The sequence below is a fragment of the Sphingomonas sp. 7/4-4 genome, assembly GCF_027941955.1.
Classification (GTDB): domain Bacteria; phylum Pseudomonadota; class Alphaproteobacteria; order Sphingomonadales; family Sphingomonadaceae; genus Sphingomonas.
The window spans coordinates 3,692,899-3,718,313 of the sequence record NZ_CP115960.1; the positions used below are offsets into that span (position 1 = coordinate 3,692,899).

Sequence of the window (25,415 nt, forward strand, 5' to 3'; positions counted from 1 at the left end):
AAAATGGCACGCGTAGCGATCGTGACGGGTGGAACGCGCGGTATCGGCGAGGCGATCAGCCTTGCGCTCAAGGACGCGGGCATGACGGTCGCTGCCAATTATGCCGGCAATGACGAGAAGGCGAAGGCCTTTACCGAGCGCACCGGCATCAAGGCCTATAAATGGGATGTCGGTGATTTCGACGCGTGCGCCGCGGGCGTGGCGCAGGTCGAGGCCGAGCTCGGGCCGGTCGACGTCGTCGTCAACAATGCCGGCGTCACCCGCGACGGCACCATCCTCAAGATGAGCCGCGACATGTGGGAGGACGTGATCCGCATCAATCTGGGCGGCTGCTTCAACATGGCGCACGCCACCTTCCCCGGCATGCGCAGCCGCAAATGGGGGCGCATCGTCAATATCGGCTCGATCAACGGGCAGGCGGGGCAATATGGCCAGGTCAATTATGCCGCCGCCAAATCGGGCATCCACGGCTTCACCAAGGCACTGGCGCAGGAAGGCGCTCGGGCAGGGGTGACGGTCAATGCGATCGCGCCGGGCTATATCGACACCGACATGGTCGCGGCGGTTCCGCCCGACGTACTCGAGAAGATCGTCGCCAAGATCCCGGTCGGCCGGCTCGGCCAGGCGAGCGAGATCGCGCGCGGCGTGGCGTTTCTGGTGTCGGAAGAGGGTGGATTCGTCACCGGATCGACGCTGTCGATCAACGGCGGGCAGCATATGTACTGACGGGCGCAGGCGCGGCAACGTCCGCGCCGATGCGTAGCAGCGCCCCGCCTTTCTTAATCCTCCCTCGCTTTAGCGGGGAGGTGGCATGCGCAGCATGACGGAGGGGCGTAGCCGCAAATACATCGCTTGCGGCCACGCCCCTCCACCACCGCCTTCGGCGGCGGTCCCCTCCCCGCTTCGCGAGGGAGGATTTAGGGGTGTCACAAACGAAAACGGGCCGGTCCCCGTGGGGAACCGGCCCTCGGTCCTCGATACGCAACGCGAGGACCTCGATACGCAAACTACGGCGCCGCTATATCCCAATTCCCTTTGCGCCAGCTGAACGCGCTGGTTATCTGGCGTTCATCTTTCTGCGCTGGCTCCGCCGCAGCGAGCGGCTATGACGCGGCCAATGCGTCTCGCTTTCCCGCTTTCCGTCCTTCTGATGCTGACCGTCACATCCTCGGGGGTCGAGCCGCGCCCGGTTCTGGGCGATCGGCCCGTGATGTGGGCGAAGCCGGTGCTGCTGGACGCGTCGGACCCGGCCAGGCAGCGGGTGGGGGCGCTCACCTATCTGGGCGGCCTCGCGCTGACGAGCCCGGATCCGGCGTTCGGCGGCTTCTCGGCGATGCGCGTGGCGGGCGAGCGTTTCACTTTGCTCAGCGACGGCGGCAATATCGTCGATTTCCGCATGGGGGCGGACTTGCAGCCGCGCGACGTGCGCTTCGCCGATCTGCCCGGTCCGGGCACCGGCGCGATCAAGCGCCACCGCGATTCCGAATCGCTGACCTGGGATTCGCAGAGCGGCCGGGCATGGGTCGGCTTCGAGAATCGCAACGCGATCTGGCGATACGACGCCACGCTTGCGCACAAGGAACGCAGTGTGCGGCCCGCCGCGATGGCCGATTGGTCGATCGCCGGCGGTGCGGAGGCGATGGTGCGGCTGCGGAACGGCCAGTTCATCGTGTTCAGCGAGACCGCCCGCCCCAAGGGATTGCGCGATGCGCGTATCGTGCTGCGCTTCGCGGGCGATCCCACCGAGATCAAAGGCGCTCCCCTGCGCTTCGCGTATGTGCCCCCGGCGGGATATGATCCCACCGACACCGCCGAGCTGCCCGACGGCCGGCTGCTGGTGCTCAATCGCCGCCTGTCGCTGGCCGGGCTGTTCACGGCGAAGATCAGCCTGATCGATATCCGCGGCGTCCGGCCGGGCGGCGTGGTCCGGGGAGCCGAGATCGCCAGCTTCGAGCGGCCGCTGCTGCACGATAATTTCGAGGCGCTGGCGATCACGCAGGAAGGCGCGGACACGATCGTCTGGATCGCGTCGGACGATAACGGCCAGTTCTGGGAGCAGTCCTTGCTCCTCAAGTTCCGTCTGGATTAAGGGTCCGCACCCCTCCCCGCAATGGCCATGACGGAGCGGATTTTGGCGCACAGGGAGGAATGAGGAGGGAGCGGTGCGTTGCCACCGTGACCGACGAATGACGCTGCTGTGCGCCAAAATCCGCCCGCCGCTTCGCGGTCGCCCGGAGACGAACGCTGGACTGCGTCAGCTCACTTGCACGGGCCACCAGCCCGCGCTGCGCGAGCTTTCTTGCCAGATGGCCAGGTGAAGCTGCCCCCGGGCAGCTTCAGCCAATGGCGGCCTGACCATCGTCTCCGGGCGATCCTGGCCATTGCGGGGAGGGGTGCGGACCCTCTGGACAAGCGAAAAGCCCGCTCCCCGCCAAGGGAACGGGCTGACGCCAGTTCGCCGAAGAAGTGTTAGGCGGCGGCCTTCTCGGCCGGCGCGGCCGCCTTGCGCACTTCGCGCTTCAGGCGGCGTGCGCGCAGCGACAGATCGTCGTCGCTGGCCTTGAGCAGCCAGTTGTCGAGACCGCCGACATGCTCGACCGAACGCAGGCCGTGCGTCGAGACGCGCAGGCGGATGCTGCGGCCGAGCGTATCCGACATCAGCGTCACGTTCTGCAAATTGGGCAGGAACGTGCGCTTGGTCTTGTTGTTGGCGTGGGAGACGTTGTGTCCCACCTGCCGGCCCTTGCCGGTCAGCTCGCAAATGCGCGACATCGCTTCAAATCCTGGTTTTGGGCATAAGCCGGAAAGGCCGCGCCGATAGCGGGAATGGGGGTGCGTCAACCGATTCGCCGATCAAACCGCTCGACGGCACGCAACCCACATGGCCGGTCGGGCGTTATTACGCAAACGATTCGATCCGGGAGAAGAAGACAATGCGCGCAATTCTGGTCCTTATCGGGCTCATCGCCGTCGGAGTCGTGGTGCTGATGTCGCTCGGCATGCTGCGGATCAATCAGCGGCAGGGCGCGAGCCTGCCCACCGTGACGCTGCAGGCGGAGGGCGGCCAATTGCCCAAATACAGCGCCGAGACCGGCAGCGTCGGGATCGGCAACACGGCGAAGACGGTCGAAGTGCCGACGGTGGAAATGAAGAACGCGACGGTGGTCCTGCCGACGATCGAAGTAAAACAGGCTCCGGGCGCGTCGCCCACGCCGGCGGCGAAATAATGCACGCCGGGCGCATCGTCGCGGCGGTGCTGCTGCCGCCGCTCGGCACCTATCTCGCATGCGGGCCCGGGCGGGACTTCTTGATAACGTGCGGGCTTACCGTGCTGGGCTTCCTGCCGGGCGTCGCCTTCGCGTTGTGGACGGTGCTGCGGGACGAACGGCGGGTGGCGGCCGCGGCATAGGGCTTTCGCCGAAAGAGACAGGGCACTAGTCACGTGCCTGTGTTTCCGCTTCCCGAACAGATGCGCACAGCGCTGGATGCCGCCGCGAGGGCCGGTGCGGCGGGCGAAGTGCCGGTGGGGGCGGTCGTGGTGCACGACGGCAGGATCGTCGCCGTCGCCGCCAATGCGCCGCGCACGCTCCACGATCCGACCGCGCATGCCGAGATGCTGGCGATTCGCGAGGCGGCGCGAATCCTCGGCCGTGAGCGGCTCGAGGATTGCGATCTGTGGGTGACGCTCGAGCCCTGCGCGATGTGTGCCGGGGCGATCGCCCATGCCCGCATCGCGCGGCTCTATTACGGCGCGAGCGACCCCAAGGGCGGCGCGGTGGAGCACGGCCCGCGATTCTTCGCGCAACCCACCTGCCACCACCACCCAGAAATCTATGCGGGCATCGGTGAAGTCGAGGCCGGCGCGCTGCTCAGGGATTTCTTCCGCGAGCGGCGCGCCTGATCTTCCGTCTCAGCCCAGGTCCTGCTGTGTGACGGGCACCAGCTTGATCTCGACCCGGCGATTGGCCGCCTTGCCTTCCTCGGTGTCGTTGCTCGCGATCGGCTGGCTCTCGCCGAAGCCGCGCGTGCCGAGCCGGGCGCTCTGCACGCCGCGCATCGTCAGATAATCGGCGACGGCGCTCGCCCGGCGCTGCGACAGGTCCAGATTGTACGAGTCGCTGCCGGTCGAATCGGTGTGGCCGTACACGTCGACATAGGTCTGGTTATATTGCCGGAGCACATCGGCGACCTGGTCCAGCGTCGTGCGGAACTGCGGCTGGATGCTCGATTGGTTGGTGGCGAAAGTAATGCCCGAAGGCATGTTGAGCACCAGGTCGTCTCCCTGCCGGATCACATGGACGTCGGTGCCTGCGGTGCGGCGGCGCAGTTCCTGCTCCTGTCGGTCCATATATGTGCCGATGCCGGCGCCGGCGAGGCCGCCGATGCCGGCGCCGATGATCTTCTCGGTGCGATCGTTGCGCCCGCCGACGAGATCGCCGAGCAGATAGCCACCCACCGCGCCGCCGACGCCGCCGATCGCGGCCTTCGACACGCGGCGCTCGCCGGTCACCGGATCGGTGACGCAGGCGGCGGTCAGCGTGGTTGCGGCGAGTGCGGCCGCGATCAGGACCTTGCTTGCATAGCCCATTATTTCCTCCCGAGTGGAACGGCTTGAGCCAGCAAAACCCGTCGTCGCGCCATGTTGTTCCGCCTGCGCATCGATATGCGCCGCAGCTAGCGGTTGTGAAGCAAGGTCGAGTGCGGATATGGAGGGCGCGCACCATGCCAGCCCCTTCCCCTGGATCGACGTCGCGATCATCCTCGTGCTGATCGCCGTGAACGGCGTCTTCTCGATGTCCGAACTCGCGATCGTCTCCGCCCGCCCTGCCCGGCTCGAGGCGATGGCGCGGACCAATCGCGGCGCCGCGACTGCGATTCTGCTTGCCGCCGATCCGGGCAAGTTCCTCTCGACCGTGCAGATCGGCATCACCCTGATCGGCATCGTCGCCGGTGCTTATTCGGGCGCGAGCCTCGGCACCCCGGTGGCGGAGCGCATCCAGGGCCTTGGGCTCTCGGCCGAGACCGCGCACACCCTAGGCATCGCGATCGTGATCGCGATCACCACGTATGCCTCGCTGGTGGTCGGCGAGTTGGTTCCCAAGCAATTCGCATTGCGCTCGCCCGAGCCGATCGCCGCGATCATGGCGATCCCGATGCTGTGGCTCAGCCGGATAACCGCGCCGGTGGTGTGGCTGCTCGACAAGTCGAGCGCGCTGATCTTCCGCGTGATCGGGCTCAAACGCGAATCGGAGAACCGCGTCACTGCCGAGGAGCTTCATCTGATCGTCGCCGAGGCGAGCAAGTCGGGCGTGATCGAGGAGCATGAGCGTTCGATCATCTCGGGCGTGGTCCGCCTCGCCGATCGTCCGGTGCGCGAAGTGATGACGCCGCGCACCGATGTCGACTGGCTCGATGTCGATCTCGACGCGGACGGGATCCGCGACGCGCTGCTGGCGACGCCGCATACCCGGTTGCCGGTGGCCGAGGGATCGGTCGATGCGGTGATCGGCGTGGTGCAGGCGCGCGACATCGCCGCGGCTTTGTTCCGCGGCGAGCCGCTCGAACTCAGGCGGCTTATGCGCCCCGCGCCGGTGCTCCCCGACCAGGTCGATGCGATGGATGCGCTGGGCGCGCTGCGCCGTGCCGAAGTGCCGATGGGGCTCGTCCACGACGAGTACGGCCATTTCGAAGGCATCGTGACGCCGGCCAACCTGCTCGCCGCGATCGCCGGCGATTTCGCTTCGGACGCCGAGCCGGGCGACAGCCCCAGCCTGATCGTGCGCGAGGACGGATCCCTGCTCGTCTCGGGCCAGATGCCCGCCGACGCGCTCGCCGAGCGGCTGGGGATCGAATTGCCCGAGGACCGCGACTATGCAACCGTCGCCGGCCTCGCGCTCGCGGTGCTCAAGCACCTTCCCGACGAAGGCGAAGTGTTCGCCGAACAGGGCTGGCGCTTCGAGATCGTCGACATGGACGGTCGCAAGATCGATAAGTTGCTGGTGCGCGAAGCGCGCAAGAGCGCCTGAGCCTCAGGCCGGTTCAGAGCTTCCCGAACACCGCTTCGTAGCCGGCGGTATCGCCGCGGGCGAGGAAACCTGCCTGCTCGATCCAGCGATCGCGGTGGATGCGGCCCTGGAAGGTGCCGAGCTCGGCGTCGAGGGCGGCGGCCTGTTCGGGCGTCAGCGCGGCGATCTGCGCGAAGCTGGTGACGCCGAGCGCGTTGAGGCGTTCCGCCAGCTTGGGGCCCACACCCTTCATGCGCGTGAAATCGTCGGTACCTGCGGGCGCGACTTCGGGTTCCGAGGCCGCGAGCGATGCCGGAGAGGCATCGAGCGGGGCCGCCGCGGCGATCGGTTCGTCGGCGAGCGGCGCGGGTTCCGGCGCGGGCTCGGGTGCTGGCGGAGGCGGTGCCGCGATCACCGGCGTTTCGGCGATCGGCGGCGGCGCGGGCGCTACCAGCGGCGCGGTCGGGTGCGCCGTTGGAGTCTTCGGGTCGCCCGCATTATGGAGTTCGCCGCGCTCTTCCAGCTGATCGCGCGCCTGCTGCCGACGCCTGGCGAGCCGCGTGCCCCAGGCGAGGATGAACAACGCGAACAGCACGCCGAGGCCGATCAGCACGAAGGATGCCGTGAGCCATACCGGGCCGCCGTCGATGATCGGTCCCCCGGTCTGCCAAGCCGTATCGTTCATTCAACTCGCTCCCGACGCCATGCAGTCACGCATATCCCAATTGCATAGCGCCGGATTCTGCAGCGTCCAGCGAGGCAATCGTCAGCCACCCCAACGAAAAGGGCCGGAGGATCGCTCCCCGGCCCAATTCTAATGCTTTGCAAAGCTCAATGCGTGCCGGGCACCGGGGGCTCGAGCTCTTCATAGGCCTCGGGTTCATGAACATCGATGATCCCGCGGCCGACATGGCTCTTGCGGCGGCTGTACGCGAAATAGACCACCAGCCCGATCGCCGCCCAGATGAAGAACATCATCTTGGTCTCGTAGCCCAGGCTGTAGAACAGATAGGCACAGCCGAGGATCGCTATCGGCGCGGTTACGACAATGAACGGCGTCCGGAACGGACGGTGCCGGGTCGGGTCGGTGCGGCGAAGCACCAGCACCGCGATCGACACTGCGGCGAACGCAAACAGCGTGCCCGAGTTTGAGATGTCGGCGAGCTTGCCGACCGGGAAGAACGCCGCGAAAAGAGCCACGAACACGCCCGTCAGGATCGTGATGACGTGCGGCGTGTGGAACTTCGGATGGACCTTGGAGAGGACCGCGGGAAGCAGTCCGTCGCGGCTCATCACGAAGAAGATGCGGGTCTGGCCGAACATCATCATCAAGATGACCGAAGGCAATGCCAGGCCGGCCGCGAGGCCGATCAGATTGCCGATCTGCGGCCAGCCGATCTCGCGCAGCGTCCAGGCGAGCGCTTCCTTTGAGCAGACCACTGCATCGTGGCCGGTGGCGGCGACATTGGCGGCGCACGCCTGGGTCAGTTCGACGCTGCCGGGCGCCAGTGCCGCGCCATCCGTGCCCAGCATCGGCTGGGCCCCGACGCTGCCGATCACGCCGGCGGCGACGAGCAGGTAGAAGATGGTGCAGATACCGAGCGAGCCGATCAGGCCGATCGGCATGTTGCGTTGCGGGTTCTTGGTTTCTTCCGCCGCGGTCGAGACCGCGTCGAAGCCGACATAGGCAAAGAAGATCGACGCGGCGGCGGCGGACACGCCTGCGAAACCCAGCGGCGAGAAGGGCTCGAAATTCTGCATGTTCATCACCGGCACCGCCAGGATGATGAACAGCGTCAGCGCCGCCACCTTGATCCCGACCAGCACGGCGTTGACCATCGCGCTCTCCTTGGTGCCGATCACCAGCAGCCAGGTGACGAGCCCGGCGATCCCCATTGCGGGCAAGTTGACGATGCCGCCGTCATAGGGGCCGCGCACCAGCATATCGGGTATGTCGATCGCGAAGGCGTTCTCGATCAGCCCGACGACATAGCCGGACCAGCCGACCGACACCGCGCCCGCGGCGACGGCATATTCGAGGATCAGCGCCCAGCCGACCATCCACGCGATCAGCTCGCCCATCACGGCATAGCTGTAGGTATAAGCGGAGCCCGAGACCGGCACCATCGCCGCCATCTCGGCATAGCAGAGCGCAGCGACCGCGCAGACCGCACCGGCGATCACGAACGCCAGCATCATGCCGGGTCCCGCCTTTTGCGCGGCCTCGGCGGTGAGAACGAAGATGCCGGTGCCGATCACTGCACCGATGCCGAGCATCGTGAGCTGGAAGGCGCCGAGCGATCGGTGAAGCGATTTCTTCTCGGCCGTCGCCAGAATGGCGTCGAGTGGTTTTACGCGCCCGAATATCATTGAGTGGTCCCCTTGCGGCGCAACCCGCGCGCCGCCCCGAATATGAAAGGCGCGAGCCTAGCCGCAAAACCCGCCTGCGCAATCCCTTAGTGCAGCGGCTCAGCGCGCCAGCATCGGTCCCAGCGGGTGACCGGCGAAGATATGGACGTGGAGATGCGGCACTTCCTGATGCGCGTCCTGCCCGATATTGGCGAGCAGCCGATAGCCCGGCGCAACCATCCCCGCCGCGCGCGCGACATGCCCGACGGCGCGGACGAACCCGGCGATCTCGGCGTCCGGGGCCTTGGCCGCGAAATCGTCCCAGCTGACATAGGGACCCTTGGGGATCACGAGGATGTGCTGCGGCGCCTGCGGATTGATGTCGTGGAAGGCGAGGGCGTGATCGTCCTCGTACACCTTGTTCGACGGAATCTCGCCGCGCAGGATCTTCGCGAAGATGTTCTGATCGTCATAAGGCTGGGTGGCGTCAATCGGCATTTCGGCTGGCCTTTTCATCGATACCCGACACGCCCTCGCGGCGGGCGAGCTCGGCGCGGACGTCATCGAGGCTGAGTCCTGCATCGGCGAGCAGCACCGCGAGGTGGAAGATCAGGTCGGTGGCCTCGCTGACGATCCCGGGCCTGTCGTCTTCGATCGCGGCGATCACCGTCTCGACGGCTTCTTCGCCCAGTTTCTGTGCGATCTTGGCGCGGCCTTTTGCGGTCAGCCGGGCGACATAGGAGCTGTCCGGATCGCCGCCGCGGCGTTCGCGGATCACGGCTTCGAGCGCATCGAAAGTATCTGCCATGCCGCTCCGGCTGCGGGAGCGGCGCGCGGCTGTCAATCCTTGGGCGCTTTGCCGCGGAAGCGCGCGCGCAGCCGATTGCGAACGAACCAGACGCCGAAGGCAGCGCAGGCGAACAGCGCAAGGTCCGAAAGTTCGGGCATCGAGCGGGTGCCCGCGACGCCGGTATGCGGGGGCTCCTCCGCCAAGGCGGGGGTGGCGATCAGCAGGGCGAGGGCGATGCGGAGCATGAGGCGGGTGTAAGGCCGGGGAGTTGGAGAAGGGTTAAACGACTGTCAGCTCCGAACCGGAATCCCCGCCGCCGCCAGCGCGGCATGCGCCTCGGCGATGGTCGCTTCGCCGAAATGGAAGATCGACGCGGCGAGCACCGCCGATGCGTGACCATCGCGGATGCCCTGGACGAGGTGCTGGAGATTGCCGACGCCACCCGACGCCACCACCGGCACGGTCACCTGGTCGGCGATCGCGCGGATCAGCTCCAGGTCATAGCCGTCGCGGGTGCCGTCGCGGTCCATCGACGTGACGAGCAACTCGCCCGCGCCCAGCTCGGCGAGCCGCAGCGCGTGTTCGACTGCGTCGATCCCGGTTTCGCGGCGTCCGCCATGGGTGAAGACCTCCCAGCGCGCGCCGACGCGGCGGGCATCGACCGAGGCGACGACGCACTGGCTGCCCATCCGGTCGGCGATCTCGGCGACGACTTCAGGGCGCGAAACCGCGGCGGAATTGACCGCGACCTTGTCGGCGCCCGCGAGCAGCAACGCGCGCGCATCCTCGACGCTGCGCACCCCGCCGCCGACGGTGAGCGGCATGAAGCACACTTCGGCGGTGCGGCGGACGACATCGACCATCGTGCCGCGGCCCTCGTGGCTCGCGCCGATGTCGAGGAAGCAGAGCTCGTCGGCGCCCGCCGCATCATAAGCGCGCGCCTGCTCGACCGGATCGCCGGCGTCGATCAGGTCGACGAAGTTGACGCCCTTCACGACGCGGCCATTCGCCACGTCGAGGCAAGGGATCACGCGGGCACGGACGGTCATGACTTAAGCCCCCCTTCAGGGGAGGGGTTGGGGGTGGGGCCTGTCCGCGAGCATTGCGCCTGAGGCACTGCCCCACCCCAACCCCTCCCCTGAAGGGAGGGGCTAGTTCTCGTTGCGCCCTCATCGGGCCACCTCGATCGCCCAGGCGAGGTCGAGCCGGCCATCGTACAGCGCGCGCCCGGTGATGACCCCTTCGACACCGTCGTCGACGTGGCGCTTCAGCGCGTGGATATCGCCGATATCGGTCACCCCGCCGCTGGCGATCACCGGGATCGTCACTGCGCGGGCGAGCGCCACCGTCGCTTCGACATTGCACCCCTTGAGCAGACCGTCGCGGCCGACATCGGTGAACAGCAACGCCGCGACGCCGGCATCCTCGAAGCGGCGGGCGAGATCGACCACCGATACGTCGGACACATCGGCCCAGCCGCGCGTCGCGACCAGTCCGTCGCGCGCGTCGACCGCGACGACGATCCGGCCGGGATTGTCGCGCGCGGCTTCGCGGACGAGACCGGGATTCTCCAGCGCCGCGGTGCCGATCACCACGCGTTCGACGCCGAGATCGAGCCAGCGCCCGATCGATTCGCGGTTGCGGATGCCGCCGCCCAACTGGATCTTGCCGCCGAAACGCTCGAGAATCGATGCGACCGCCGCGCCATTGACCGATTCGCCCGCGAACGCGCCGTCGAGGTCGACGACGTGGAGCCATTCGGCCCCGGCATTCGCGAAGATCTCGGCCTGCGCGGCGGGGTCGTCGCCATAGATGGTGGCGCGATCCATATCGCCCTCGGCGAGGCGGACGACCTGCCCGGCCTTCAAGTCGATGGCGGGGAAGACGATCAAGGCCGCCATGCGAGGAACCTCTCCAGCAGCGCGATGCCGTAGCGCTGGCTCTTTTCGGGGTGGAACTGGACGCCGGCCATATTGTCGCGGCCGATTGCGGCGGTGACGGTGCCGCCGTGCTCGGTGGTCGCCAGCACCGAATCGCCCGTGAAGGCGAAGCTGTGGAGGAAATAGGCCTCCCCGCGCTCGATCAGCGGGTGATCGGCGGCGGGAATCACGTCGTTCCAGCCCATGTGCGGCACGCGCACGGCGGGCGAGGGTGGCAGCGCGCGAACCGTGCCGGGGATCCAGCCGAGCCCTGCGTGCACGCCATATTCCTCGCCGGTATCCGCCATCAGCTGCATGCCGACGCAGACGCCCAGGAAAGGGGCGGCTTCCTGCCGAACCCGGCGGTCGAGCGCTTCGATCATGCCGGGGATTGCGCGGAGGCCCGCGGCGCAAGCAGCGAAGGCGCCGACTCCGGGCAACACGACGCGATCAGCCTTCGCCACCGCATCAGGATCGGCGGTGATGACGAGCCCCTCGGCGCCCGCGGCCTTGAGCGCATTGTGGACCGAATGAAGATTGCCCGCGCCGTAATCGATCAGCGCGACGCTCACGGCAGCAGCGACTCCAGCCCCGGCGCCGCCATGCTGGGGGTGAATTCGACGAAGTCGTTCTCCGCGACGCCCGCCAGCCGGTACGGATCCTGCGCGGCCCAGGCTTCGACGTCGCTGCGTTCGCCGCGGGCGATCAGCACGCCGCCGGTCTCGGGCTGGCGCCCCGCAGTGATCAGCCGGTCCTCGGCCAGCGCTTCGCGGAGCCATGCGACATGCGCGTCGCGGTGCGGCGTCACGTCGCCGGTGTAGCGGAGCAGGACGATGATCATCAGAGGACGCCTTTGGTGCTGGGGATGACGTCCGCCTTGCGCGGATCGATCTCGATCGCCTCGCGCAGCGCCCGGGCGAGCCCCTTGAACGCCGCCTCGGCGATATGGTGGTTGTTGGTGCCGTAGAGCGTCTCGACGTGGAGCGTCACGCCGGCGGTCTGGGCGAAGCTGTGGAACCAGTGTTCGAACATCTCGGTGTCCATCTCGCCGAGTCGCTTCTGGCTGAACTCGGTCTTCCAGACGAGGAAGGGCCGGCCCGAAATGTCGATCGCTACCCGCGCGAGCGTCTCGTCCATCGGCGAGAGCGCGTCGGCGTAGCGGCGGATACCCTTCTTGTCGCCCAGCGCCTTGGCCACCGCCTCGCCGATCGCGAGGCCGGTATCCTCCACCGTGTGGTGCTGGTCGATGTGCAGGTCGCCGACGGTCTTCACATCCATGTCGATCAGCGAGTGGCGGCTCAATTGCTCGAGCATGTGATCGAAGAAGCCGATGCCGGTCGAAACCGCAAAGGCGCCGGTGCCGTCGAGGTTGACGGTGACGTCGACCGAAGTCTCGCTCGTCTTTCGGCTGATCGTGGCGGTGCGCATGGCGCCCCCATAGCGGTCGTGCGCGTCCAAGCAAAATAGCCTTGCTTGGGGGCAAGCAGCATACGCTTGACCCGGAGGCGCGAAACGCTACCCAAGGCCTATGACCGGTACCGTGCCCGACAGCCTGATTCCCTATGACGAGATCGTCCAGGAGGCGCTCCGTGCCGTGGTCGGCCGCGTGCTCGGAACGGTCGCCGCGACTCAGGCGCTGCCCGGCGCGCACCATTTCTACATCACCTTCAAGACCCACGCGCCCGGGGTGGACATCCCGCAGCGGCTGATCGAGCGCTTCCCCGACGAGATGACGATCGTCCTCCAGCACCGCTTCTGGGACTTGATGGTCGACGAGGAGAAATTCTCGGTCGGGCTGAGCTTCAACCAGGTGCCGGCGATCCTCAACATTCCCTTCTCGGCGATCACCGGTTTCCACGATCCAGCGGTCAATTTCGAGCTGCGCTTCCAGGCGCAGGATGTGCCCGAGGGCCCCGAGCCGCACGAAGAGGCCGAGAATGACGGCCCGACCGTGACGCCCGCGGACGACGGATCGAACGTCGTCTCGGTGGACTTCAAGCGGAAGAAATAGCGGGAACTACCTTTCCCGTTCGCCCCCGGACTGGATCCGGGGTTGGCGAAGCGCCGCACTTCCTTCTACAGCGCCCGCGAAAAGAAGAACCGCCCTTCGACAAGCTCAGGGCGAACGGAGGTTGTGTGACTCAAGAAACCCGCACCGAAACCGATCTCGATCGGCGCCATCGAAGTTCCCGCCGACGCCTATTGGGGCGCGCAGACGCAGCGCTCGATCGAGAATTTCCCGTTCGGCGCCATGGAGCGCATGCCGCTGGGCATCGTCCATGCACAAGCCATCGTGAAGCAGGCCGCGGCGCGGGTGAACCGCAAGCATGGCCTCGACGCGAAGATCGTCGATGCGATCGAGGCTGCGGCGCAGGAGATCGTCGCGGGCACGCTCGACGATCAGTTCCCGCTGGTGATCTGGCAGACCGGCAGCGGCACCCAGACCAACATGAACGTCAACGAAGTGATCGCCGGCCGCGCCAACGAAGTGCTCGCCGGCACGCGCGGCGGCAAGAGCCCGGTGCACCCCAACGACCATGTCAACATGAGCCAGTCGTCCAACGACAGCTTCCCGACCGCGCTGCATGTCGCGACGGCAATCGCGACGCGTGACCTGCTGGTCCCCGCGCTCGAGCAGCTGACCGCGTCGCTGACCGCCAAAGCCGAAGCCTGGGATCACATCGTCAAGATCGGCCGCACCCACACCCAGGACGCGACGCCCCTGACTCTCGGTCAGGAATTTTCGGGCTATGCCGCGCAGCTGGTGAGCTGCAAGGCGCGGGTCGAGGGCGCGTTGAACGGCAATATCCGCAAGCTCGCGATCGGCGGCACAGCGGTCGGCACCGGCCTCAACGCGCCCGAGGGCTGGGCCGAGGACATGGCCGCCGCGATCAGCGACATCGCCGGAACCCAATTCGAAAGCGCGCCCAACAAGTTCGAGCAGCTCGCCGCCAAGGACGGCCTCGTCTTCTTCTCGGGTGCGCTCAACACGCTGGCGGTGGCGCTCAACAAGATCGCCAACGACATCCGCTTCCTCGGCTCGGGCCCGCGCTCGGGGCTGGGCGAGCTGTCGCTGCCCGCCAACGAGCCCGGCAGCTCGATCATGCCCGGCAAGGTCAACCCCACCCAGTGCGAATCGCTGACGATGGTCGCCGCGCAGGTGATCGGCAACAATCAGGCAGTCACGGTCGGCGGCATGCAGGGGCATTTCGAGCTCAACGTGTTCATGCCGCTGATCGGTGCGAACGTGCTGCGCTCGATCCACTTGCTCGCGGTGGGCATGACCAGCTTCGCCGAGCGCTGCGTCGACGGCACCGAGGCCAACGAGAAGCAGATCGCCGATCTGGTCGGCCGCTCGCTGATGCTGGTGACCGCGCTGGCGCCGGTGATCGGCTATGACAATGCCGCCAAGATCGCCAAGAACGCGCATGAGAAGGGGCTGACGCTCAAGGAATCCGGGCTGGCGCTCGGGCTCGTGGACGAGGCGACGTTCGACCAATATGTCCGCCCGGAGACGATGGTCGGGCGCTGATCGACGCTTTCCTCCCTTGCAGGGAGGGGAACAAGGTTGGTCTTCAACCGCTTACCCTCCGACCATGTAAGCGAGGGAGTATCCAATGATCGGCGACGCAATTGCAGGATGGATCGGCAACAAGATCGATCGCCGCGACGGCAAGGGCGGTGCGCTCGGCGCCATCGCGGGGGTGCTCACCTGGAAGGCCACCAAGCGAATCGTTCCCGCCGCGATCGTGCTCGGCGCGGTGGCGTATGGCGCCTACAAGCTTTCGCAGAATTCGAACCCGCCGGTGTGACGTGACGCTCTGACTTGACGGGGGCGAGTCCGCACGCCAGTAGCGCCCATGCCCCACCGCACCGAGAACGATCCGCATAAATTCCGCCGCCGCGGCGTCCTCTTCGTCCTTTCCTCGCCTTCGGGCGCGGGCAAGTCCACGATCGCGCGGAAACTGCTCAAGGCGGATCCGTATCTCGAAATGTCGGTGTCGTACACCACGCGGCCGATGCGCCCGGGCGAAGTCGACGGGGTCGACTATCATTTCGTCGATCTCGAGAAATTCCGCGAGATGGTCTCGAACAACGAGTTCCTCGAATGGGCGCACGTGTTCGACCAGCGCTACGGCACCCCGCGCGAGGGCGTGAACAAGATCCTCGCCTCGGGGCGCGACGTATTGTTCGACATCGACTGGCAGGGCGCGCAGCAATTGTTCCAGCTCGCCGGCGGCGACGTGGTCCGCGCCTTCATCCTGCCGCCGTCGCTCAAGGAGCTGCACGAGCGCCTGATCCGCCGCGCGACCGATACGGTCGAGGTGATCGACGCCCGCATGGCCCGCGCCACCGCCGAGGTCAGCCACTGGGACGGCTATGACTATGTCCTGGTCAACGACGACGTGGAGGAGTGCTTCGAGTCGGTGCACACGATCCTGAAGGCCGAACGGCTGCGGCGCTCGCGGCAGACGGGGCTGATCGGGTTCATCCGCGGGCTGAACAAGTAAAGCGACGGCGCTGCCCCGGGGCAGGTCGCTATTCCAGGCCGTTCGCGATCAAGGTGAGGGCGACGCGCCACCGCGCGGCATCTTGCGAACCGAAAGTCACACTAAGGTCACACTGACGCGCATGTTCCGGCGGCGAATGGGCCCTGCGGGAAATCACAAAGGTCTGGCCCGGAAGCGCCTTGCGTTCCGATTGCACCGACATTGTCAAAGAGCGGCCGCCGGGCGGCAGCGCCTCGATCCCAGCAAACGAAATCCTACATTGCAAGGGGCGATCAGCACCCACGATCCATAAAATTTCCCACGACGACAGCGTCGGCCTCCAGCGAGCGACCTATAACTCGGGAGCAGGAATTGCTGCGGGGAAATGGGAAAATTTCATGAAGCGGTTTGATCTATCGGTTTGCTTTGGCGCGCTCGTTGTATCGCTCCTGGCCAGTTCGCAGGGGCATGCACAGACGAGCGATGCGAATGCAGTTGCGCCGACGACCCGACCGGTCGCTGCCAAGACGGCTGCGCGAAACGAAGACGAGATCGTGGTCACCACGACTGCGCAGAAAAGGTTCGAGAACCTTCAGAACGTTCCGCTCGCGGTTCAGGTGATCTCGCCGGACCAGCTCGAGGCGCAGGGCGTCCGGCATTTCCAGGATCTGGGCAAGGTCGCGCCGTCGCTGACGATCCGGACGGCAGAGCACCCGGTCAACGCCAACGTGTCGTTGCGCGGCGTGGGCACCTTTGCGTTCGGCATCGGCGTCGAGTCGAGCGTCGCGGTGACGGTCGATGGTGCAGCAGTCCCCTTCCAGGCGCGCGCCTTCGCCGACCTTCCCGACGTGGCGCAGATCGAAGTGCTGCGCGGGCCGCAGAGCACATTGTACGGCAAGGCGGCCTCGGCCGGCCTGATCAAGATCATGACGGTCCAGCCGACCGACGCGTTTCACATGCGTGCCAATACGCTGGCCACCACCGACAGCGAATTTGGCGGCAATGTCAGCATCACCGGGCCGATCAGCGAGACGCTCGGCTACGTACTGTCGGCCGGCTATACGAACTGGGGCGGCAATGTCCGCAACCTGGTCAACGACAAGAAGGCGAACGGCCGCGAGACGCTCAACAGCCGCGGCAAGCTGCGCTGGAAGGCCTCTCCGGACGTCACCTTCACGCTGTCGGGCAATTATATGAACGGCAACACCACCGTCGGCCGCCCGTTCATCCGCATGGCGCCCGGCGCGCTGCTGCGTAACCAGCCTGGCCTGACGCCCGCCGTGGCGTTCCCGGGCGTGACGATCGACGAGAAGAACCAGGATGTCAGCAACAACTCTCCGTCGCGCACCAAATATTGGGGCTGGGGCACGCTGCTGCGTTCCGAGGCCAATATCGGCAAGATGAACATTTTGTCGCTGACCTCGTACGATCGCTTCCGCCTCGACGATTATCTGGACCATGACGACACGTCGGCGCCGGGCCCGTTCGGCAGCAATATCAACGTCGGCGCGTTCAAGTCGCGGCTGTTCACGCAGGAGCTTCGCCTGCTTTCGCCGGGCGACGAGGCGTTCCGCTATGCATTGGGCGTCTATTACGCCAATGTCGGCTTCGAGCGCCCGTTCAAGCGCGGCCCGGCCTTCTCGCCCGCCGACTGGGAAGCCACTTCGGGATCGCGCCAGATCGCCGGCTTCGCCCAGATCGACTGGGAATTCCTGCCGCATCTGACCGCGACTGCGGGTGGTCGCGTCCAGAACGAAGCGATCAAATACACCTTCCACGACAAGATCGCCGCGACCAACTTTGCCGGCGATGCGAGCGACAGCACCGCCACCTATCGCCTGGGTCTCAGCTATCAGGTGACGCCGGACGTCATGTTCTTCGGCAGCTATACGACCGGCTACAAGGGGCAGACCTATGATCTGACCACCGGCTTCAATGCCGCGCGTGCGGCGGCCGGCCCCATCCGGCCCGAAACGTCGCGCGACAAGGAATTCGGCCTGCGCACCCAGTTCTTCGATCGGCGTGCGACGTTCAACGTCACCTATTTCGACACCGATTATACCGATCTGCAGGCGCAATCGATCGAGACGGTGAACGGCACGTCCAACTTCCGCCTCACCAATGTCGGCGGGCTCAACACCAAGGGTCTCGAATTCGAACTCGGTGCCCGGGTCACGCACGACCTGAGCTTCAACGGCGCGGCGACCTATCTGGACGCGACCTACACGTCGTTCCCGGCCGCCCAATGCTATGTGCTGCAGACTGCCGCGCAGGGCTGCGTCGGCACGCCGGCCAGTCAGAATTTGACGGGCACGCGGGCGGTGCAGTCGCCGAAATGGAAGGCATCGGCGGGCGCCGAATATGCGCCGGCGCTGGGGGCGGCCTCAACGGCGTCGCACAGGCGAGCTGGCAATATCAGTCGAGCCTCTATTACGTCGCCCGCGATCCGCAGGCTTTCCAGCCGTCGTTCAGCGTCTTCAACGTCGGTCTGGGCGTGCGCGCATATGATCGCCGCTGGGAACTGACGGCGTTCGTCAACAACCTGTTCGACAAGCAATATTTTCAGTCGCTGGTGAATTCGGCGGGCAATTACGGCAACCGGGTCGCCACGCAGGCGCTGCTGCCGCGCGACTTCCGCCGCTATGGCGGCGTGCGGTTCGGCGTGAACTTCTGACGTCGAAACGGGGCGGGACCGGTTCCCGCCCCTATCGTCACCCGATCGGAAAAGCGTCGCCCTAAAGCAGCCCCAGAAACCGCGCGCCCGCGTCGAAATCCGCGCGGTGCGCGTCGCGCGCCTGGGTTGCGAGTTCGTCCTCGCCCCATTGCTCGGCCTGCCAGTCCTCGTCGATCTGCGCCGCGCGCCACGCCGTCTCGCGGTCGACGGCACCTTCGAGCAGCGCCAGCGCGGCGACCAGCGACCCGCTGACCGTCACCAGCGGGGACAGGCCCGCGAGGCGGAATGCGTCGAGCGCTGCCACGGCCTCGTGCAGCCGCGCCACGGTCGCGGCCGGCTGTGCGCGGTGCATCACGCCGGCGGTCGTCTCGAAATGCACGTCGTAGCGTCCGCGCGCCCATTCGAGCAGCGGGTCCCATGCGGCCATTTGCCGCTCGACCAGAGGCGGGGTCCTTCGGCGCGGTAATAAAGCAGGTCGCTCTCGCCATAGGCCGCGAGCCCCGCGGCGAAGGCCGTGGTGTCGGGCGCGATCCGGTCGATCGCCGCGTTCGCCAGCCCGGTCAGCGGCATCGCGCGCGGGTCGATCGTCTCGCCTGCCGCGCGCCATTCCCCGGCCACTGCCTCGGCCAGCTGCGGCGTCGGCAGCGCGAGCGGCGCCCGGCCGGGGTGCGCACCGGCTTGCCGTCGAGCGCGATGCCGTTGCCCGGCTCGATCGTCACGTGCTTCCAGAATCGCTTCACGGCCGCGGCGTTCTCCAGCGGCGCGCCATCGCGCGCGGCACCACTGCCATGAAATATAACGAGGAAAGCAGGATCGCGCCGCCGAGCACGCTGCCTTCCCAGCTGTTCGAGCGCCCGGCGACGAGCAGCCCGAGCACGGCGCCCGCGGTCGCGAGCATGTTGACTCCGACGATCATGAAATAGCGCTTCTGCGCCAGGCGGTCGGCATCGGTCATAGGGCCTCCAGGTGCGCGGGCAGCGCGGCCGCATGATCGACGACATGGCCGGCGCCCGCCTGCCACAGTTCATGCATGGTGTGGTAGCCCCATGCAACACCTACTGCATGCGCACCCGCCGCGCGCGCCATCAGGATGTCGAAGCTGGTGTCGCCGATCATCGCGGTGGTTCCGGGCGAAGCGCCGGCCTCGGCCATTGCCGTCTCGATCATCGAGGGGTGCGGCTTGGAGGGGTGACGGTCGGCGGTCTGGAGCGTGACGAAGCGATCGTAGAGGCCGTGATGCTCGAGAATGTGCTTGAGCCCGCGATCGGACTTGCCGGTGGCGACGCCGAGCAGCCAGCCATTGGCGTCGAGCGTCTCGATCGCGTCGGCGACGCCGTCGAAAAGGGGTTCCGGGGCGAGCGCACCGCTCGCGCGCATCGCGAAGAAGGCGCGCTTATAGTCCTCGGCCATCGCCTCGTGCTGGCCCGCCTCGGCCTCGGGAAGCAGCTGCGCGATGGCGGGAACTAGGCTGAGCCCGACGATCCGCCGGATCGCCTCGCGCGGCGGCGGATCGAGCCGCGAGACGGCGAAGCATTCCTCCATCGCGCGGCAGATATTGGCCTGGCTGTCGACGAGCGTGCCGTCGCAATCGAAGAGCGCGAGGCGGTTCATCGGGAAAATCCTCCCCCGGAGGGGAGGGGAACCGCGAAGCGGTGGAGGGGTAGTTGCCCCAAGCGATATCGCCCGTGGAGATTACCCCTCCACCAAGCTGCGCTTGGTCCCAGCGCGAGGTCGAACATGCCCCGCATGTTCGAGGATCGTCCGGGGACGATCCGACCCCGCGCTCCTTCCAGGGAGGATTGATTAGCGACATCACTTCTTCGGCTTCGCCTCGCCCCTGCCGCGCCGTTCGCCTCGCCGTTCCTTGCGGACACCCTTGGCGTGTGCGCGGGCCTGCGCCTTTTTCTGTTCGCGGTTCATCGGCGGGCGGTCGTCGAGCGCGTCGGTGTTGCCCAACGCCAGGTCGAAGCCGAGCGTGTGCATCGATTCGGCGAAATGCTTCGGCAGCTCGGCGGTGACGTCGATCTTGCCCTCGTCGGGATGATCGATGCGGATGCGCCGCGCGTGCAAGTGCATCTTCCGGGAGATGCCGCCGCTCAGGAATGCTTCCTGCAGCCCGTATTTGCCGTCGCCGACGATCGGATGGCCGATCGCCGCCATGTGGACGCGCAGCTGATGGGTGCGCCCGGTGAGCGGCTGGAGCTCGACCCATGCGGTGCGGTTGCCGGCCTGCTCGATCACGCGGTAGCGCGTGCGGCTCGGCGCGCCTTCCTTCATGTCGACCTGCATCTTCTCGCCGCCGGTGCCGGGCTGCTTGCCGATCGGCAGCTCGATCAGCCCGTCCTCGATCTCGGGCACGCCCATCACCAGCGCCCAATAGAGCTTCTTCGCGCTGCGGCCGGAGAAATGCTTCGAGAAGAAGGCGGCTGCGCGCGAGGTGCGGGCGAGCAGCAATGCGCCCGACGTATCCTTGTCGAGCCGGTGGACCAATTTGGGTCGTCCCTCGGCCTCGAACTGGAGCGCGTCGAGCAGGCCGTCGACATGCTCGAAGGTCTTGGTGCCGCCCTGCGTCGCGAGGCCCGGCGGCTTGTTGAGCACGATCGCCTGCGAGATCCTGGTGGATCACCATCTCGCGCGCGAACGCGATCTGGTCGTCGCTGAGCGGGGGCGGTCCGATTTGGGCTTGGCGGCGCTGGCCTTGACCGGTTCGGCCGGGGGCACGCGGATCATCTGGCCGGTGGCGACGCGGTCGCCCGGATCGGCGCGCGCGCCGTCGACGCGGAGCTGCCCGGTGCGCGCCCAGCGCGAGACGATGTTGAAGCTGGTGTCGGGCAGATGCCGCTTGAACCAGCGATCGAGGCGGATGCCGTCGTCGTCGGCGCCGACGCGGAACTGGCGGACGTCGGTGCCGCTCATGCGATTGCCCTTGCGATGCCGAGGCCCAGTGCGAGCGCCGCAAGCGCGCCGATCACCGAGGCGAGGATATAGCCGAGGCCCAGGATCCAGTCGCCGCGTTCGAGCATCAGCATCACGTCGAGCGAAAAGGCCGAGAAGGTCGTGAAGCCGCCGAGCGCGCCGACGCCGAGCAGCAGCCGCCATTGCTCGCCATTTTCGCCGAAGCGCATCAGGCCGCCCGCGAGCAGGCCCATCAGCAGCCCGCCGATCAGGTTCACGGCCAGCGTGCCCCACGGATAGTTTGGCCCGAACAGGCCGAGCGTCGCACGCCCGACGAGATGTCGGGCGCCGGAGCCGAATGCGCCGCCGAGCATGACGAGAAGAAGAGAAGGCATGGAGCGCCGGTAGCGCTTAATGCCTCTCAGGGGAACCGCGCTGTTCGCGTGCGGCGCGTCAGGCCCCGTTATTGGCGACCAGATCCACGTCGGTGCCGCCGTCCCTGCGCGTAGTCAGGAACAGCACATAGGCGCCGTCGTCGCGGGCGCGGGTGCCGCCGAGGATGTGCTGCGCGCCGTCGACCTGATGCTCGGCGCTGTACCCGGCGCGGACGGCTTTGGTGTAATACCAGTCGAGCAAAGTCTGCATCGGCTGGGCGGCGGAGAAGCTGACGACGCGCAGTGCGCAATTGCCCGGTGCGCCCGCAGCCTCGGTCACGCGTGCCTGTGGATAGAGCGGCAGATCGGCCGGAAGCCGCTGCGCCCAGCTCGCCGAATATTTGAGCGAACCCGCGCAGCCCCGCGTCCGCGCATTCTTCTGGCGCGCGGCGATTCCGGCGAGCGTCACCGATTCGCGTGCCGCGGCGCATTGGGGGCAATCCTTGCCGCTGACGGGCGGGGGCGTCCTGAGCAAGCCGGCGGTGTCGACCTTGGTGCCATTGGCGGCGACTGCGTCGTCGGGGATGCCGCCCGAATAAGGCTGGCTGGGTGGGCGCACCGCATCGCCATTGGCCTGACCGCCGAGCTGCGGGTCGACCATGATCTGGTCCTGCAGCGCGCCGGTGAGCGCCGGATCGGCGGCATTGCCCAATTCGGCGTCGCTCAGCGTGTTGTTGGCAATGTCTGCGCCGCTGCAGCCGGCAAGCGCGAGCGGCAGGAACACGAACAGGATGAAACCGATGGTGCGGAACATTACGCGAGGCGCTCCCTTGGGCATCGTCGCTTTGCCCGGCCAAGGTTAAGGAAGCGTTGGGAAACGCGGATGCGCCTTAGCTTGCCAACACACCTGATAGTCCCCATGTTCGCCCCATGCTGAACATTATCTCTATCCTGATCGGCCTGGTCGCAGGGCTGATCGCGCTGGTGGGCATCATCCCGGTGATCTCGCTGGTCAACTGGATCGCCTTTCCGATCGCGCTCGTGGGCGCGGTGATCGGCATGCTCTCGAGCAGCAATACCGGACGCAACCTCAATTTCCTGGTGCTGGCGATCAGCGGCTTGCGGCTCTTCCTCACCGGGGGCTGATCTAGAGCGAATTTGGGCTTGGTAGGCCCATGAACACCGTTCGCCCTGAGCTTGTCGAAGGGCTGCCCTTACTTTGCCCCGCGGATCGAAGAAGAACGGTGCTTCGACAAGCTCAGCACGAACGGGTGTAGTGCAACGAAAAGGCCCGACGCCGAAGCGCCGGGCCCTCTCTTGCCTGCGTGGCAAAGGCGTTAGCGGCAGCGGACCTGGCCGCGATCGACCGAGGAGCCGAGCGCCGCACCGGCGGCCGCGCCGAGCAATGTGCCGAGCGTGGCGTTGCGGCCGTTCGACAGCGTGTTGCCGAGGAGGCCACCGGCGACGCCGCCGATGATCAGGCCGGTCGTGCCGTCCGAGCGGCGGCAATAATAGCGACCGTCGTTACCGCGATAGACGCGGTCGTTCCGGCTCAGGCGACGCTCCTGATAATTGTTGCCGTCGCGATAATATTGATCGGCGTAATAAGCGCTCTGGCCGCGCGGCAGGCGGTTATAGTCGTAGTTGCGATACTGGCGCCAATCGCGGCCCTCGCGGCTGTTTCGCCAATCGCGACTGTCGCGGCTGTCGCGGCGATATTCGCGCTGCGCCTGCTGCATGTCGCGGCGGCATTCGCGCCTCTCGCGCTCATATTCGCGGCGGTTGTCGGCGCGGCGCAGCTCACGGTTGCAGTCGCGCTGCGCGTCGCGCACGTTTTCGCGATATTCCTGGCGGGGCGTCTGGGCCATCGCCGGCAGCGCCGGGATGGCCACGGCGGCAATGGCCGCGGCAAAAGGATACGCATGGATCAGCTCCTATTTTATTATTATCGTAGGTGCTGATCCAACGTACCGGCGCACCGCAGGGTTGCGTGAACGCGAAACTACGTTCCGTTCATCCGCAGGCCATGTCCGCGTTCAGATCCGCGCCGCACCCGGATACGCGAAGAGCAGGTCGCTCCCCATCTCCGCGTGGAGCTCGCATGTCCCTTCCAGCGTCACGCACTCGCCGGCGCGGAAGGCGACTCCATCGACCACGCCTTCGCCCGCGAGCGGAATCAGCCAGCCGGTAACGCCCTCGGGTAGCGTGAAGCTGCGCCTTCCGCCTTCCCAGCGTTCGAGCACGAATTTGGGCCCCTCGACGAGGATCTCGCGGTCGTCCGCGACCTTGCCCGGCATCGGATGCGGCACATAGGGCACCGGGTCCGACACCGCGACTCCGTCCTCGAGATGCAGCTCGCGCGGGCGACCGTAATCGTAGAGCCGATAGGTCGTCTCGCTGTTCTGCTGCACTTCGACCAAGGTGATCCCGGCGCCGATCGCATGGATCGTGCCCGAGCCGGAATAGAAGAAGTCGCCCGCCTTGACCGGCTTCCAGTCGAGCAGGCCCTCGATCGATCCGTCGAGCGCCGCGGCGCGCAGCGTCTCGCGGTCGATCGGCTCCCGCGTCCCGAGCGCGATCGTCGAATCGGGCTCGGCATCGAGGATCACCCAGCATTCGTCCTTGCCGCGCGGCAGGCCTTTCGCTTGCGCTTGTTCGTCGTTCGGATGGACCTGCACCGACAATTTCTCGCTGGTGAAGAGATATTTGATCAGCAGGTCGGGGGCGGCATTGCCCGGCGTCTGGAACCAGATCTCGCCCACTGGATCCTGGTCGGGCGCCGGATCGGCGAAGCCCGGCCACAGCGTGTGGCGTCCCCAGGGCTTTTCAACACGGTGCGTGGCGAGAAGCGTCGCAGTCACTCAATTTCCTCCCGATACTCGGATGCGCAATGACCAGCGCAACGCGCCCATGCGGGAGAAGGTCCCGCGAAAAAGCGCCCGCCGCACCGGCCGCCGCGGCCTATGACACAATCGCGCCGCGAAAAGGATTGTTTGACGCCACTACGCTCGGCTAAGACGCCCTCATATGCGTATTCCCCTTGCTCGCGCGCTCGCGCTCGCCCTCGTTCCGGTGCTTGCCTTCTCGGTCGCAGGCTGCGCCAAGCGCGGCGCGAAGACCGACCTTCCTTATGTCGCGCGCGACGTGGGAACGCTCTATTCGGCGGGCAAGCAGCGCCTCGACCAGCGCCAGTACAAGCTCGCCGCGGCATTGTTCGACGAAGTCGAGCGCCAGCATCCCTATTCCGTCTGGGCGCGCCGCGCGCAGCTGATGGGCGCGTTCAGCTATTATCTGAACCAGGATTATTCGGAGGCGGTCGCCTCGGCGCAGCGCTTCCTCGCGGTCCATCCGGGCAACCGCGACGCGCCTTATGCCTATTATCTGATCGGCATCAGCTATTACGAGCAGATCGCCGACGTCACGCGCGACCAGAAGATCACGCAGCAGGCGCTCGATTCGCTGGGCGAATTGACCCGCCGCTATCCCAACACCCGCTATGCCGCCGATGCGCGCCTCAAGATGGATCTCGTCCGCGACCACCTCGCGGGCAAGGAAATGGAGATCGGCCGCTTCTACGAAGGCCGCGGCCAGTGGCTCGCCGCGACGACGCGCTTCCGCACCGTCGTCGACAATTACCAGATGACCACGCACGTGCCCGAAGCGCTGCTGCGGCTGACCGAGGCCTATCTGGCGCTCGGCGTGCCGATGGAAGCGCAGAAGGCCGCCGCGGTGCTCGGCGCCAATTATCCCGGCACCGACTGGTACAAGCGCGCGTATGACCTGATGCAGAAGAATCAGGACAAGCTCGCCAAGGCGCAGAACCCCGCCGCGAGCTGAGTGCCATTCGGCGGATCGCGACAATGCCGTCACCCCGGCGAAAGCCGGGCCCCAGAGTTTCTCTGCCGTGTCGTGTGCGGCT

At 66.7% G+C, this 25,415-nt stretch carries 31 protein-coding genes and 3 pseudogenes; 14 read left to right on the forward strand and 20 right to left on the reverse strand.

Going from position 1 to position 25,415, the window contains the following annotated elements; all coding sequences use genetic code 11:
* Positions 1 to 3 precede the first annotated feature (3 nt).
* Together phbB and PIB19_RS18930 are read left to right on the forward strand one after the other, a co-directional pair.
* Positions 4 to 726: an acetoacetyl-CoA reductase gene (gene phbB / locus PIB19_RS18925; RefSeq protein WP_056610712.1), complete on the forward strand. Its 723-nt coding sequence runs from the start codon at positions 4 to 6 to the stop codon at positions 724 to 726.
* Positions 727 to 1,117: 391 nt separating this feature from the next.
* Positions 1,118 to 2,089 (forward strand): esterase-like activity of phytase family protein, encoded by a 972-nt coding sequence (locus PIB19_RS18930; protein ID WP_271238575.1) that lies wholly within the window; start codon positions 1,118 to 1,120, stop codon positions 2,087 to 2,089.
* A 380-nt stretch (positions 2,090 to 2,469) separates the two neighbouring features.
* Here the strand turns inward: PIB19_RS18930 and rpmB are convergent, their stop codons facing one another.
* Positions 2,470 to 2,772 (reverse strand): 50S ribosomal protein L28, encoded by a 303-nt coding sequence (gene rpmB / locus PIB19_RS18935; protein WP_056610718.1) that lies wholly within the window; start codon positions 2,770 to 2,772, stop codon positions 2,470 to 2,472.
* A gap of 161 nt (positions 2,773 to 2,933) precedes the next feature.
* Between rpmB and PIB19_RS18940 the strand changes: the two genes are divergently transcribed.
* The 3 genes from PIB19_RS18940 to PIB19_RS18950 are packed head-to-tail and all read left to right on the forward strand — an operon-like array spanning position 2,934 to position 3,901.
* Positions 2,934 to 3,227 (forward strand): hypothetical protein, encoded by a 294-nt coding sequence (locus PIB19_RS18940; RefSeq protein WP_271238576.1) that lies wholly within the window; start codon positions 2,934 to 2,936, stop codon positions 3,225 to 3,227.
* The gene (locus PIB19_RS18945; protein ID WP_271238577.1) at positions 3,227 to 3,409 is read left to right on the forward strand and encodes a YqaE/Pmp3 family membrane protein; all 183 of its coding nucleotides are present in this window, start codon (positions 3,227 to 3,229) and stop codon (positions 3,407 to 3,409) included. Before PIB19_RS18940 ends, PIB19_RS18945 begins: the two co-directional genes overlap by 1 nt.
* 60 nt (positions 3,410 to 3,469) lie before the next feature.
* Positions 3,470 to 3,901: a nucleoside deaminase gene (locus tag PIB19_RS18950; protein WP_271241034.1), complete on the forward strand. Its 432-nt coding sequence runs from the start codon at positions 3,470 to 3,472 to the stop codon at positions 3,899 to 3,901.
* Between the two features lie 9 nt (positions 3,902 to 3,910).
* Here the strand turns inward: PIB19_RS18950 and PIB19_RS18955 are convergent, their stop codons facing one another.
* Positions 3,911 to 4,588, reverse strand: a complete 678-nt coding sequence (locus PIB19_RS18955) for an OmpA family protein (RefSeq protein ID WP_271238578.1) — start codon at positions 4,586 to 4,588, stop codon at positions 3,911 to 3,913.
* Between the two features lie 118 nt (positions 4,589 to 4,706).
* Here PIB19_RS18955 and PIB19_RS18960 point away from each other — a divergent pair, with 118 nt between their 5' ends.
* Positions 4,707 to 6,026 carry a hemolysin family protein gene (locus tag PIB19_RS18960; protein WP_271238579.1) on the forward strand — a complete coding sequence of 440 codons (1,320 nt, stop codon included), beginning with the start codon at positions 4,707 to 4,709 and terminating at the stop codon, positions 6,024 to 6,026.
* Between the two features lie 13 nt (positions 6,027 to 6,039).
* Here the strand turns inward: PIB19_RS18960 and PIB19_RS18965 are convergent, their stop codons facing one another.
* The 10 genes from PIB19_RS18965 to hisB all read right to left on the reverse strand — a co-directional run bounded on the left by PIB19_RS18965 (position 6,040) and on the right by hisB (position 12,491).
* Positions 6,040 to 6,690: a helix-hairpin-helix domain-containing protein gene (locus PIB19_RS18965; protein ID WP_271238580.1), complete on the reverse strand. Its 651-nt coding sequence runs from the start codon at positions 6,688 to 6,690 to the stop codon at positions 6,040 to 6,042.
* A 146-nt stretch (positions 6,691 to 6,836) separates the two neighbouring features.
* Positions 6,837 to 8,375 carry an amino acid permease gene (locus PIB19_RS18970; protein WP_271238581.1) on the reverse strand — a complete coding sequence of 513 codons (1,539 nt, stop codon included), beginning with the start codon at positions 8,373 to 8,375 and terminating at the stop codon, positions 6,837 to 6,839.
* A gap of 99 nt (positions 8,376 to 8,474) precedes the next feature.
* Positions 8,475 to 8,852 (reverse strand): histidine triad nucleotide-binding protein, encoded by a 378-nt coding sequence (locus tag PIB19_RS18975; protein WP_271238582.1) that lies wholly within the window; start codon positions 8,850 to 8,852, stop codon positions 8,475 to 8,477.
* The gene (locus PIB19_RS18980; RefSeq protein ID WP_271238583.1) at positions 8,842 to 9,162 is read right to left on the reverse strand and encodes a phosphoribosyl-ATP diphosphatase; all 321 of its coding nucleotides are present in this window, start codon (positions 9,160 to 9,162) and stop codon (positions 8,842 to 8,844) included. Before PIB19_RS18980 ends, PIB19_RS18975 begins: the two co-directional genes overlap by 11 nt.
* A 32-nt stretch (positions 9,163 to 9,194) precedes the next feature.
* Positions 9,195 to 9,389, reverse strand: a complete 195-nt coding sequence (locus PIB19_RS18985; RefSeq protein ID WP_271238584.1) for a hypothetical protein — start codon at positions 9,387 to 9,389, stop codon at positions 9,195 to 9,197.
* Positions 9,390 to 9,434: 45 nt separating this feature from the next.
* Positions 9,435 to 10,193 carry an imidazole glycerol phosphate synthase subunit HisF gene (gene hisF, locus PIB19_RS18990; protein WP_271238585.1) on the reverse strand — a complete coding sequence of 253 codons (759 nt, stop codon included), beginning with the start codon at positions 10,191 to 10,193 and terminating at the stop codon, positions 9,435 to 9,437.
* 120 nt (positions 10,194 to 10,313) lie between these two features.
* Complete coding sequence (gene hisA, locus PIB19_RS18995) at positions 10,314 to 11,045, reverse strand: 1-(5-phosphoribosyl)-5-[(5-phosphoribosylamino)methylideneamino]imidazole-4-carboxamide isomerase (RefSeq protein WP_271238586.1); 732 nt, start codon at positions 11,043 to 11,045, stop codon at positions 10,314 to 10,316.
* The gene (gene hisH, locus PIB19_RS19000) at positions 11,033 to 11,635 is read right to left on the reverse strand and encodes an imidazole glycerol phosphate synthase subunit HisH (protein WP_271238587.1); all 603 of its coding nucleotides are present in this window, start codon (positions 11,633 to 11,635) and stop codon (positions 11,033 to 11,035) included. The genes hisA and hisH overlap by 13 nt, the downstream gene beginning before the upstream one ends.
* Positions 11,632 to 11,904 carry a YciI family protein gene (locus tag PIB19_RS19005; protein WP_271238588.1) on the reverse strand — a complete coding sequence of 91 codons (273 nt, stop codon included), beginning with the start codon at positions 11,902 to 11,904 and terminating at the stop codon, positions 11,632 to 11,634. Before PIB19_RS19005 ends, hisH begins: the two co-directional genes overlap by 4 nt.
* Complete coding sequence (hisB, locus tag PIB19_RS19010; protein ID WP_271238589.1) at positions 11,904 to 12,491, reverse strand: imidazoleglycerol-phosphate dehydratase HisB; 588 nt, start codon at positions 12,489 to 12,491, stop codon at positions 11,904 to 11,906. Before hisB ends, PIB19_RS19005 begins: the two co-directional genes overlap by 1 nt.
* 100 nt (positions 12,492 to 12,591) lie before the next feature.
* Between hisB and PIB19_RS19015 the strand changes: the two genes are divergently transcribed.
* The 6 genes and pseudogenes from PIB19_RS19015 (at position 12,592) to PIB19_RS23225 (ending at position 18,227) form a co-directional block, all read left to right on the forward strand.
* Positions 12,592 to 13,074 (forward strand): SspB family protein, encoded by a 483-nt coding sequence (locus PIB19_RS19015; RefSeq protein ID WP_271238590.1) that lies wholly within the window; start codon positions 12,592 to 12,594, stop codon positions 13,072 to 13,074.
* Between the two features lie 125 nt (positions 13,075 to 13,199).
* Positions 13,200 to 14,595 (forward strand): annotated as a pseudogene (gene fumC, locus PIB19_RS19020) (class II fumarate hydratase).
* Between the two features lie 85 nt (positions 14,596 to 14,680).
* Positions 14,681 to 14,875, forward strand: coding sequence for a hypothetical protein (locus tag PIB19_RS19025; protein WP_271238591.1), 195 nt, complete (start codon positions 14,681 to 14,683; stop codon positions 14,873 to 14,875).
* 48 nt (positions 14,876 to 14,923) lie between these two features.
* Positions 14,924 to 15,574 (forward strand): guanylate kinase, encoded by a 651-nt coding sequence (gmk, locus tag PIB19_RS19030; protein WP_271238592.1) that lies wholly within the window; start codon positions 14,924 to 14,926, stop codon positions 15,572 to 15,574.
* A 533-nt stretch (positions 15,575 to 16,107) separates the two neighbouring features.
* The gene (locus tag PIB19_RS19035; protein ID WP_336297190.1) at positions 16,108 to 18,078 is read left to right on the forward strand and encodes a TonB-dependent receptor; all 1,971 of its coding nucleotides are present in this window, start codon (positions 16,108 to 16,110) and stop codon (positions 18,076 to 18,078) included.
* The gene (locus PIB19_RS23225) at positions 18,048 to 18,227 is read left to right on the forward strand and encodes a hypothetical protein (protein ID WP_336297191.1); all 180 of its coding nucleotides are present in this window, start codon (positions 18,048 to 18,050) and stop codon (positions 18,225 to 18,227) included. The genes PIB19_RS19035 and PIB19_RS23225 overlap by 31 nt, the downstream gene beginning before the upstream one ends.
* A 61-nt stretch (positions 18,228 to 18,288) precedes the next feature.
* On the opposite strand, the pseudogene PIB19_RS19045 reads toward PIB19_RS23225, so the two are convergent.
* The 6 genes and pseudogenes from PIB19_RS19045 to PIB19_RS19070 all read right to left on the reverse strand — a co-directional run bounded on the left by PIB19_RS19045 (position 18,289) and on the right by PIB19_RS19070 (position 22,310).
* Positions 18,289 to 18,967 (reverse strand): annotated as a pseudogene (locus PIB19_RS19045) (ATP12 family chaperone protein).
* Complete coding sequence (locus PIB19_RS19050; RefSeq protein ID WP_271238594.1) at positions 18,964 to 19,182, reverse strand: hypothetical protein; 219 nt, start codon at positions 19,180 to 19,182, stop codon at positions 18,964 to 18,966. The pseudogene PIB19_RS19045 and the gene PIB19_RS19050 overlap by 4 nt, the downstream one beginning before the upstream one ends.
* Positions 19,179 to 19,838, reverse strand: a complete 660-nt coding sequence (locus PIB19_RS19055) for an HAD-IA family hydrolase (protein WP_271238595.1) — start codon at positions 19,836 to 19,838, stop codon at positions 19,179 to 19,181. Before PIB19_RS19055 ends, PIB19_RS19050 begins: the two co-directional genes overlap by 4 nt.
* A gap of 201 nt (positions 19,839 to 20,039) precedes the next feature.
* Positions 20,040 to 21,143, reverse strand: a pseudogene (locus PIB19_RS19060) (RluA family pseudouridine synthase).
* Positions 21,140 to 21,517, reverse strand: coding sequence for a fluoride efflux transporter CrcB (crcB, locus tag PIB19_RS19065; RefSeq protein ID WP_271238596.1), 378 nt, complete (start codon positions 21,515 to 21,517; stop codon positions 21,140 to 21,142). Before crcB ends, PIB19_RS19060 begins: the two are co-directional and overlap by 4 nt.
* Positions 21,518 to 21,575: 58 nt before the next feature.
* Positions 21,576 to 22,310, reverse strand: coding sequence for a hypothetical protein (locus PIB19_RS19070; RefSeq protein WP_271238597.1), 735 nt, complete (start codon positions 22,308 to 22,310; stop codon positions 21,576 to 21,578).
* 116 nt (positions 22,311 to 22,426) lie between these two features.
* Between PIB19_RS19070 and PIB19_RS19075 the strand changes: the two genes are divergently transcribed.
* A complete protein-coding gene (locus tag PIB19_RS19075) occupies positions 22,427 to 22,642 on the forward strand; it encodes a hypothetical protein (protein WP_271238598.1) in 216 nt (71 codons plus the stop codon).
* A gap of 191 nt (positions 22,643 to 22,833) precedes the next feature.
* Here the strand turns inward: PIB19_RS19075 and PIB19_RS19080 are convergent, their stop codons facing one another.
* A complete protein-coding gene (locus PIB19_RS19080; protein WP_271238599.1) occupies positions 22,834 to 23,364 on the reverse strand; it encodes a glycine zipper 2TM domain-containing protein in 531 nt (176 codons plus the stop codon).
* A 168-nt stretch (positions 23,365 to 23,532) separates the two neighbouring features.
* The gene (locus PIB19_RS19085; protein ID WP_271238600.1) at positions 23,533 to 24,357 is read right to left on the reverse strand and encodes a class I mannose-6-phosphate isomerase; all 825 of its coding nucleotides are present in this window, start codon (positions 24,355 to 24,357) and stop codon (positions 23,533 to 23,535) included.
* A 166-nt stretch (positions 24,358 to 24,523) separates the two neighbouring features.
* Here PIB19_RS19085 and PIB19_RS19090 point away from each other — a divergent pair, with 166 nt between their 5' ends.
* Positions 24,524 to 25,333, forward strand: coding sequence for an outer membrane protein assembly factor BamD (locus PIB19_RS19090; RefSeq protein WP_271238601.1), 810 nt, complete (start codon positions 24,524 to 24,526; stop codon positions 25,331 to 25,333).
* Positions 25,334 to 25,415 lie beyond the last annotated feature (82 nt).

What these genes read in the sequence shown, in the direction of transcription:
- phbB (WP_056610712.1), top strand. Translation starts at nt 4, where the DNA reads ATGGCACGCGTAGCGATCGTGACGGGTGGAACGCGCGGTATCGGCGAG.
- PIB19_RS18930 (WP_271238575.1), top strand. Translation starts at nt 1,118, where the DNA reads ATGCGTCTCGCTTTCCCGCTTTCCGTCCTTCTGATGCTGACCGTCACA.
- rpmB (WP_056610718.1), bottom strand. Translation starts at nt 2,772, where the DNA reads ATGTCGCGCATTTGCGAGCTGACCGGCAAGGGCCGGCAGGTGGGACAC.
- PIB19_RS18940 (WP_271238576.1), top strand. Translation starts at nt 2,934, where the DNA reads ATGCGCGCAATTCTGGTCCTTATCGGGCTCATCGCCGTCGGAGTCGTG.
- PIB19_RS18945 (WP_271238577.1), top strand. Translation starts at nt 3,227, where the DNA reads ATGCACGCCGGGCGCATCGTCGCGGCGGTGCTGCTGCCGCCGCTCGGC.
- PIB19_RS18950 (WP_271241034.1), top strand. Translation starts at nt 3,470, where the DNA reads ATGCGCACAGCGCTGGATGCCGCCGCGAGGGCCGGTGCGGCGGGCGAA.
- PIB19_RS18955 (WP_271238578.1), bottom strand. Translation starts at nt 4,588, where the DNA reads ATGGGCTATGCAAGCAAGGTCCTGATCGCGGCCGCACTCGCCGCAACC.
- PIB19_RS18960 (WP_271238579.1), top strand. Translation starts at nt 4,707, where the DNA reads ATGGAGGGCGCGCACCATGCCAGCCCCTTCCCCTGGATCGACGTCGCG.
- PIB19_RS18965 (WP_271238580.1), bottom strand. Translation starts at nt 6,690, where the DNA reads ATGAACGATACGGCTTGGCAGACCGGGGGACCGATCATCGACGGCGGC.
- PIB19_RS18970 (WP_271238581.1), bottom strand. Translation starts at nt 8,375, where the DNA reads ATGATATTCGGGCGCGTAAAACCACTCGACGCCATTCTGGCGACGGCC.
- PIB19_RS18975 (WP_271238582.1), bottom strand. Translation starts at nt 8,852, where the DNA reads ATGCCGATTGACGCCACCCAGCCTTATGACGATCAGAACATCTTCGCG.
- PIB19_RS18980 (WP_271238583.1), bottom strand. Translation starts at nt 9,162, where the DNA reads ATGGCAGATACTTTCGATGCGCTCGAAGCCGTGATCCGCGAACGCCGC.
- PIB19_RS18985 (WP_271238584.1), bottom strand. Translation starts at nt 9,389, where the DNA reads ATGCTCCGCATCGCCCTCGCCCTGCTGATCGCCACCCCCGCCTTGGCG.
- hisF (WP_271238585.1), bottom strand. Translation starts at nt 10,193, where the DNA reads ATGACCGTCCGTGCCCGCGTGATCCCTTGCCTCGACGTGGCGAATGGC.
- hisA (WP_271238586.1), bottom strand. Translation starts at nt 11,045, where the DNA reads ATGGCGGCCTTGATCGTCTTCCCCGCCATCGACTTGAAGGCCGGGCAG.
- PIB19_RS19005 (WP_271238588.1), bottom strand. Translation starts at nt 11,904, where the DNA reads ATGATCATCGTCCTGCTCCGCTACACCGGCGACGTGACGCCGCACCGC.
- hisB (WP_271238589.1), bottom strand. Translation starts at nt 12,491, where the DNA reads ATGCGCACCGCCACGATCAGCCGAAAGACGAGCGAGACTTCGGTCGAC.
- PIB19_RS19015 (WP_271238590.1), top strand. Translation starts at nt 12,592, where the DNA reads ATGACCGGTACCGTGCCCGACAGCCTGATTCCCTATGACGAGATCGTC.
- PIB19_RS19025 (WP_271238591.1), top strand. Translation starts at nt 14,681, where the DNA reads ATGATCGGCGACGCAATTGCAGGATGGATCGGCAACAAGATCGATCGC.
- gmk (WP_271238592.1), top strand. Translation starts at nt 14,924, where the DNA reads ATGCCCCACCGCACCGAGAACGATCCGCATAAATTCCGCCGCCGCGGC.
- PIB19_RS19050 (WP_271238594.1), bottom strand. Translation starts at nt 19,182, where the DNA reads ATGACCGATGCCGACCGCCTGGCGCAGAAGCGCTATTTCATGATCGTC.
- PIB19_RS19055 (WP_271238595.1), bottom strand. Translation starts at nt 19,838, where the DNA reads ATGAACCGCCTCGCGCTCTTCGATTGCGACGGCACGCTCGTCGACAGC.
- crcB (WP_271238596.1), bottom strand. Translation starts at nt 21,517, where the DNA reads ATGCCTTCTCTTCTTCTCGTCATGCTCGGCGGCGCATTCGGCTCCGGC.
- PIB19_RS19070 (WP_271238597.1), bottom strand. Translation starts at nt 22,310, where the DNA reads ATGTTCCGCACCATCGGTTTCATCCTGTTCGTGTTCCTGCCGCTCGCG.
- PIB19_RS19075 (WP_271238598.1), top strand. Translation starts at nt 22,427, where the DNA reads ATGCTGAACATTATCTCTATCCTGATCGGCCTGGTCGCAGGGCTGATC.
- PIB19_RS19080 (WP_271238599.1), bottom strand. Translation starts at nt 23,364, where the DNA reads ATGGCCCAGACGCCCCGCCAGGAATATCGCGAAAACGTGCGCGACGCG.
- PIB19_RS19090 (WP_271238601.1), top strand. Translation starts at nt 24,524, where the DNA reads ATGCGTATTCCCCTTGCTCGCGCGCTCGCGCTCGCCCTCGTTCCGGTG.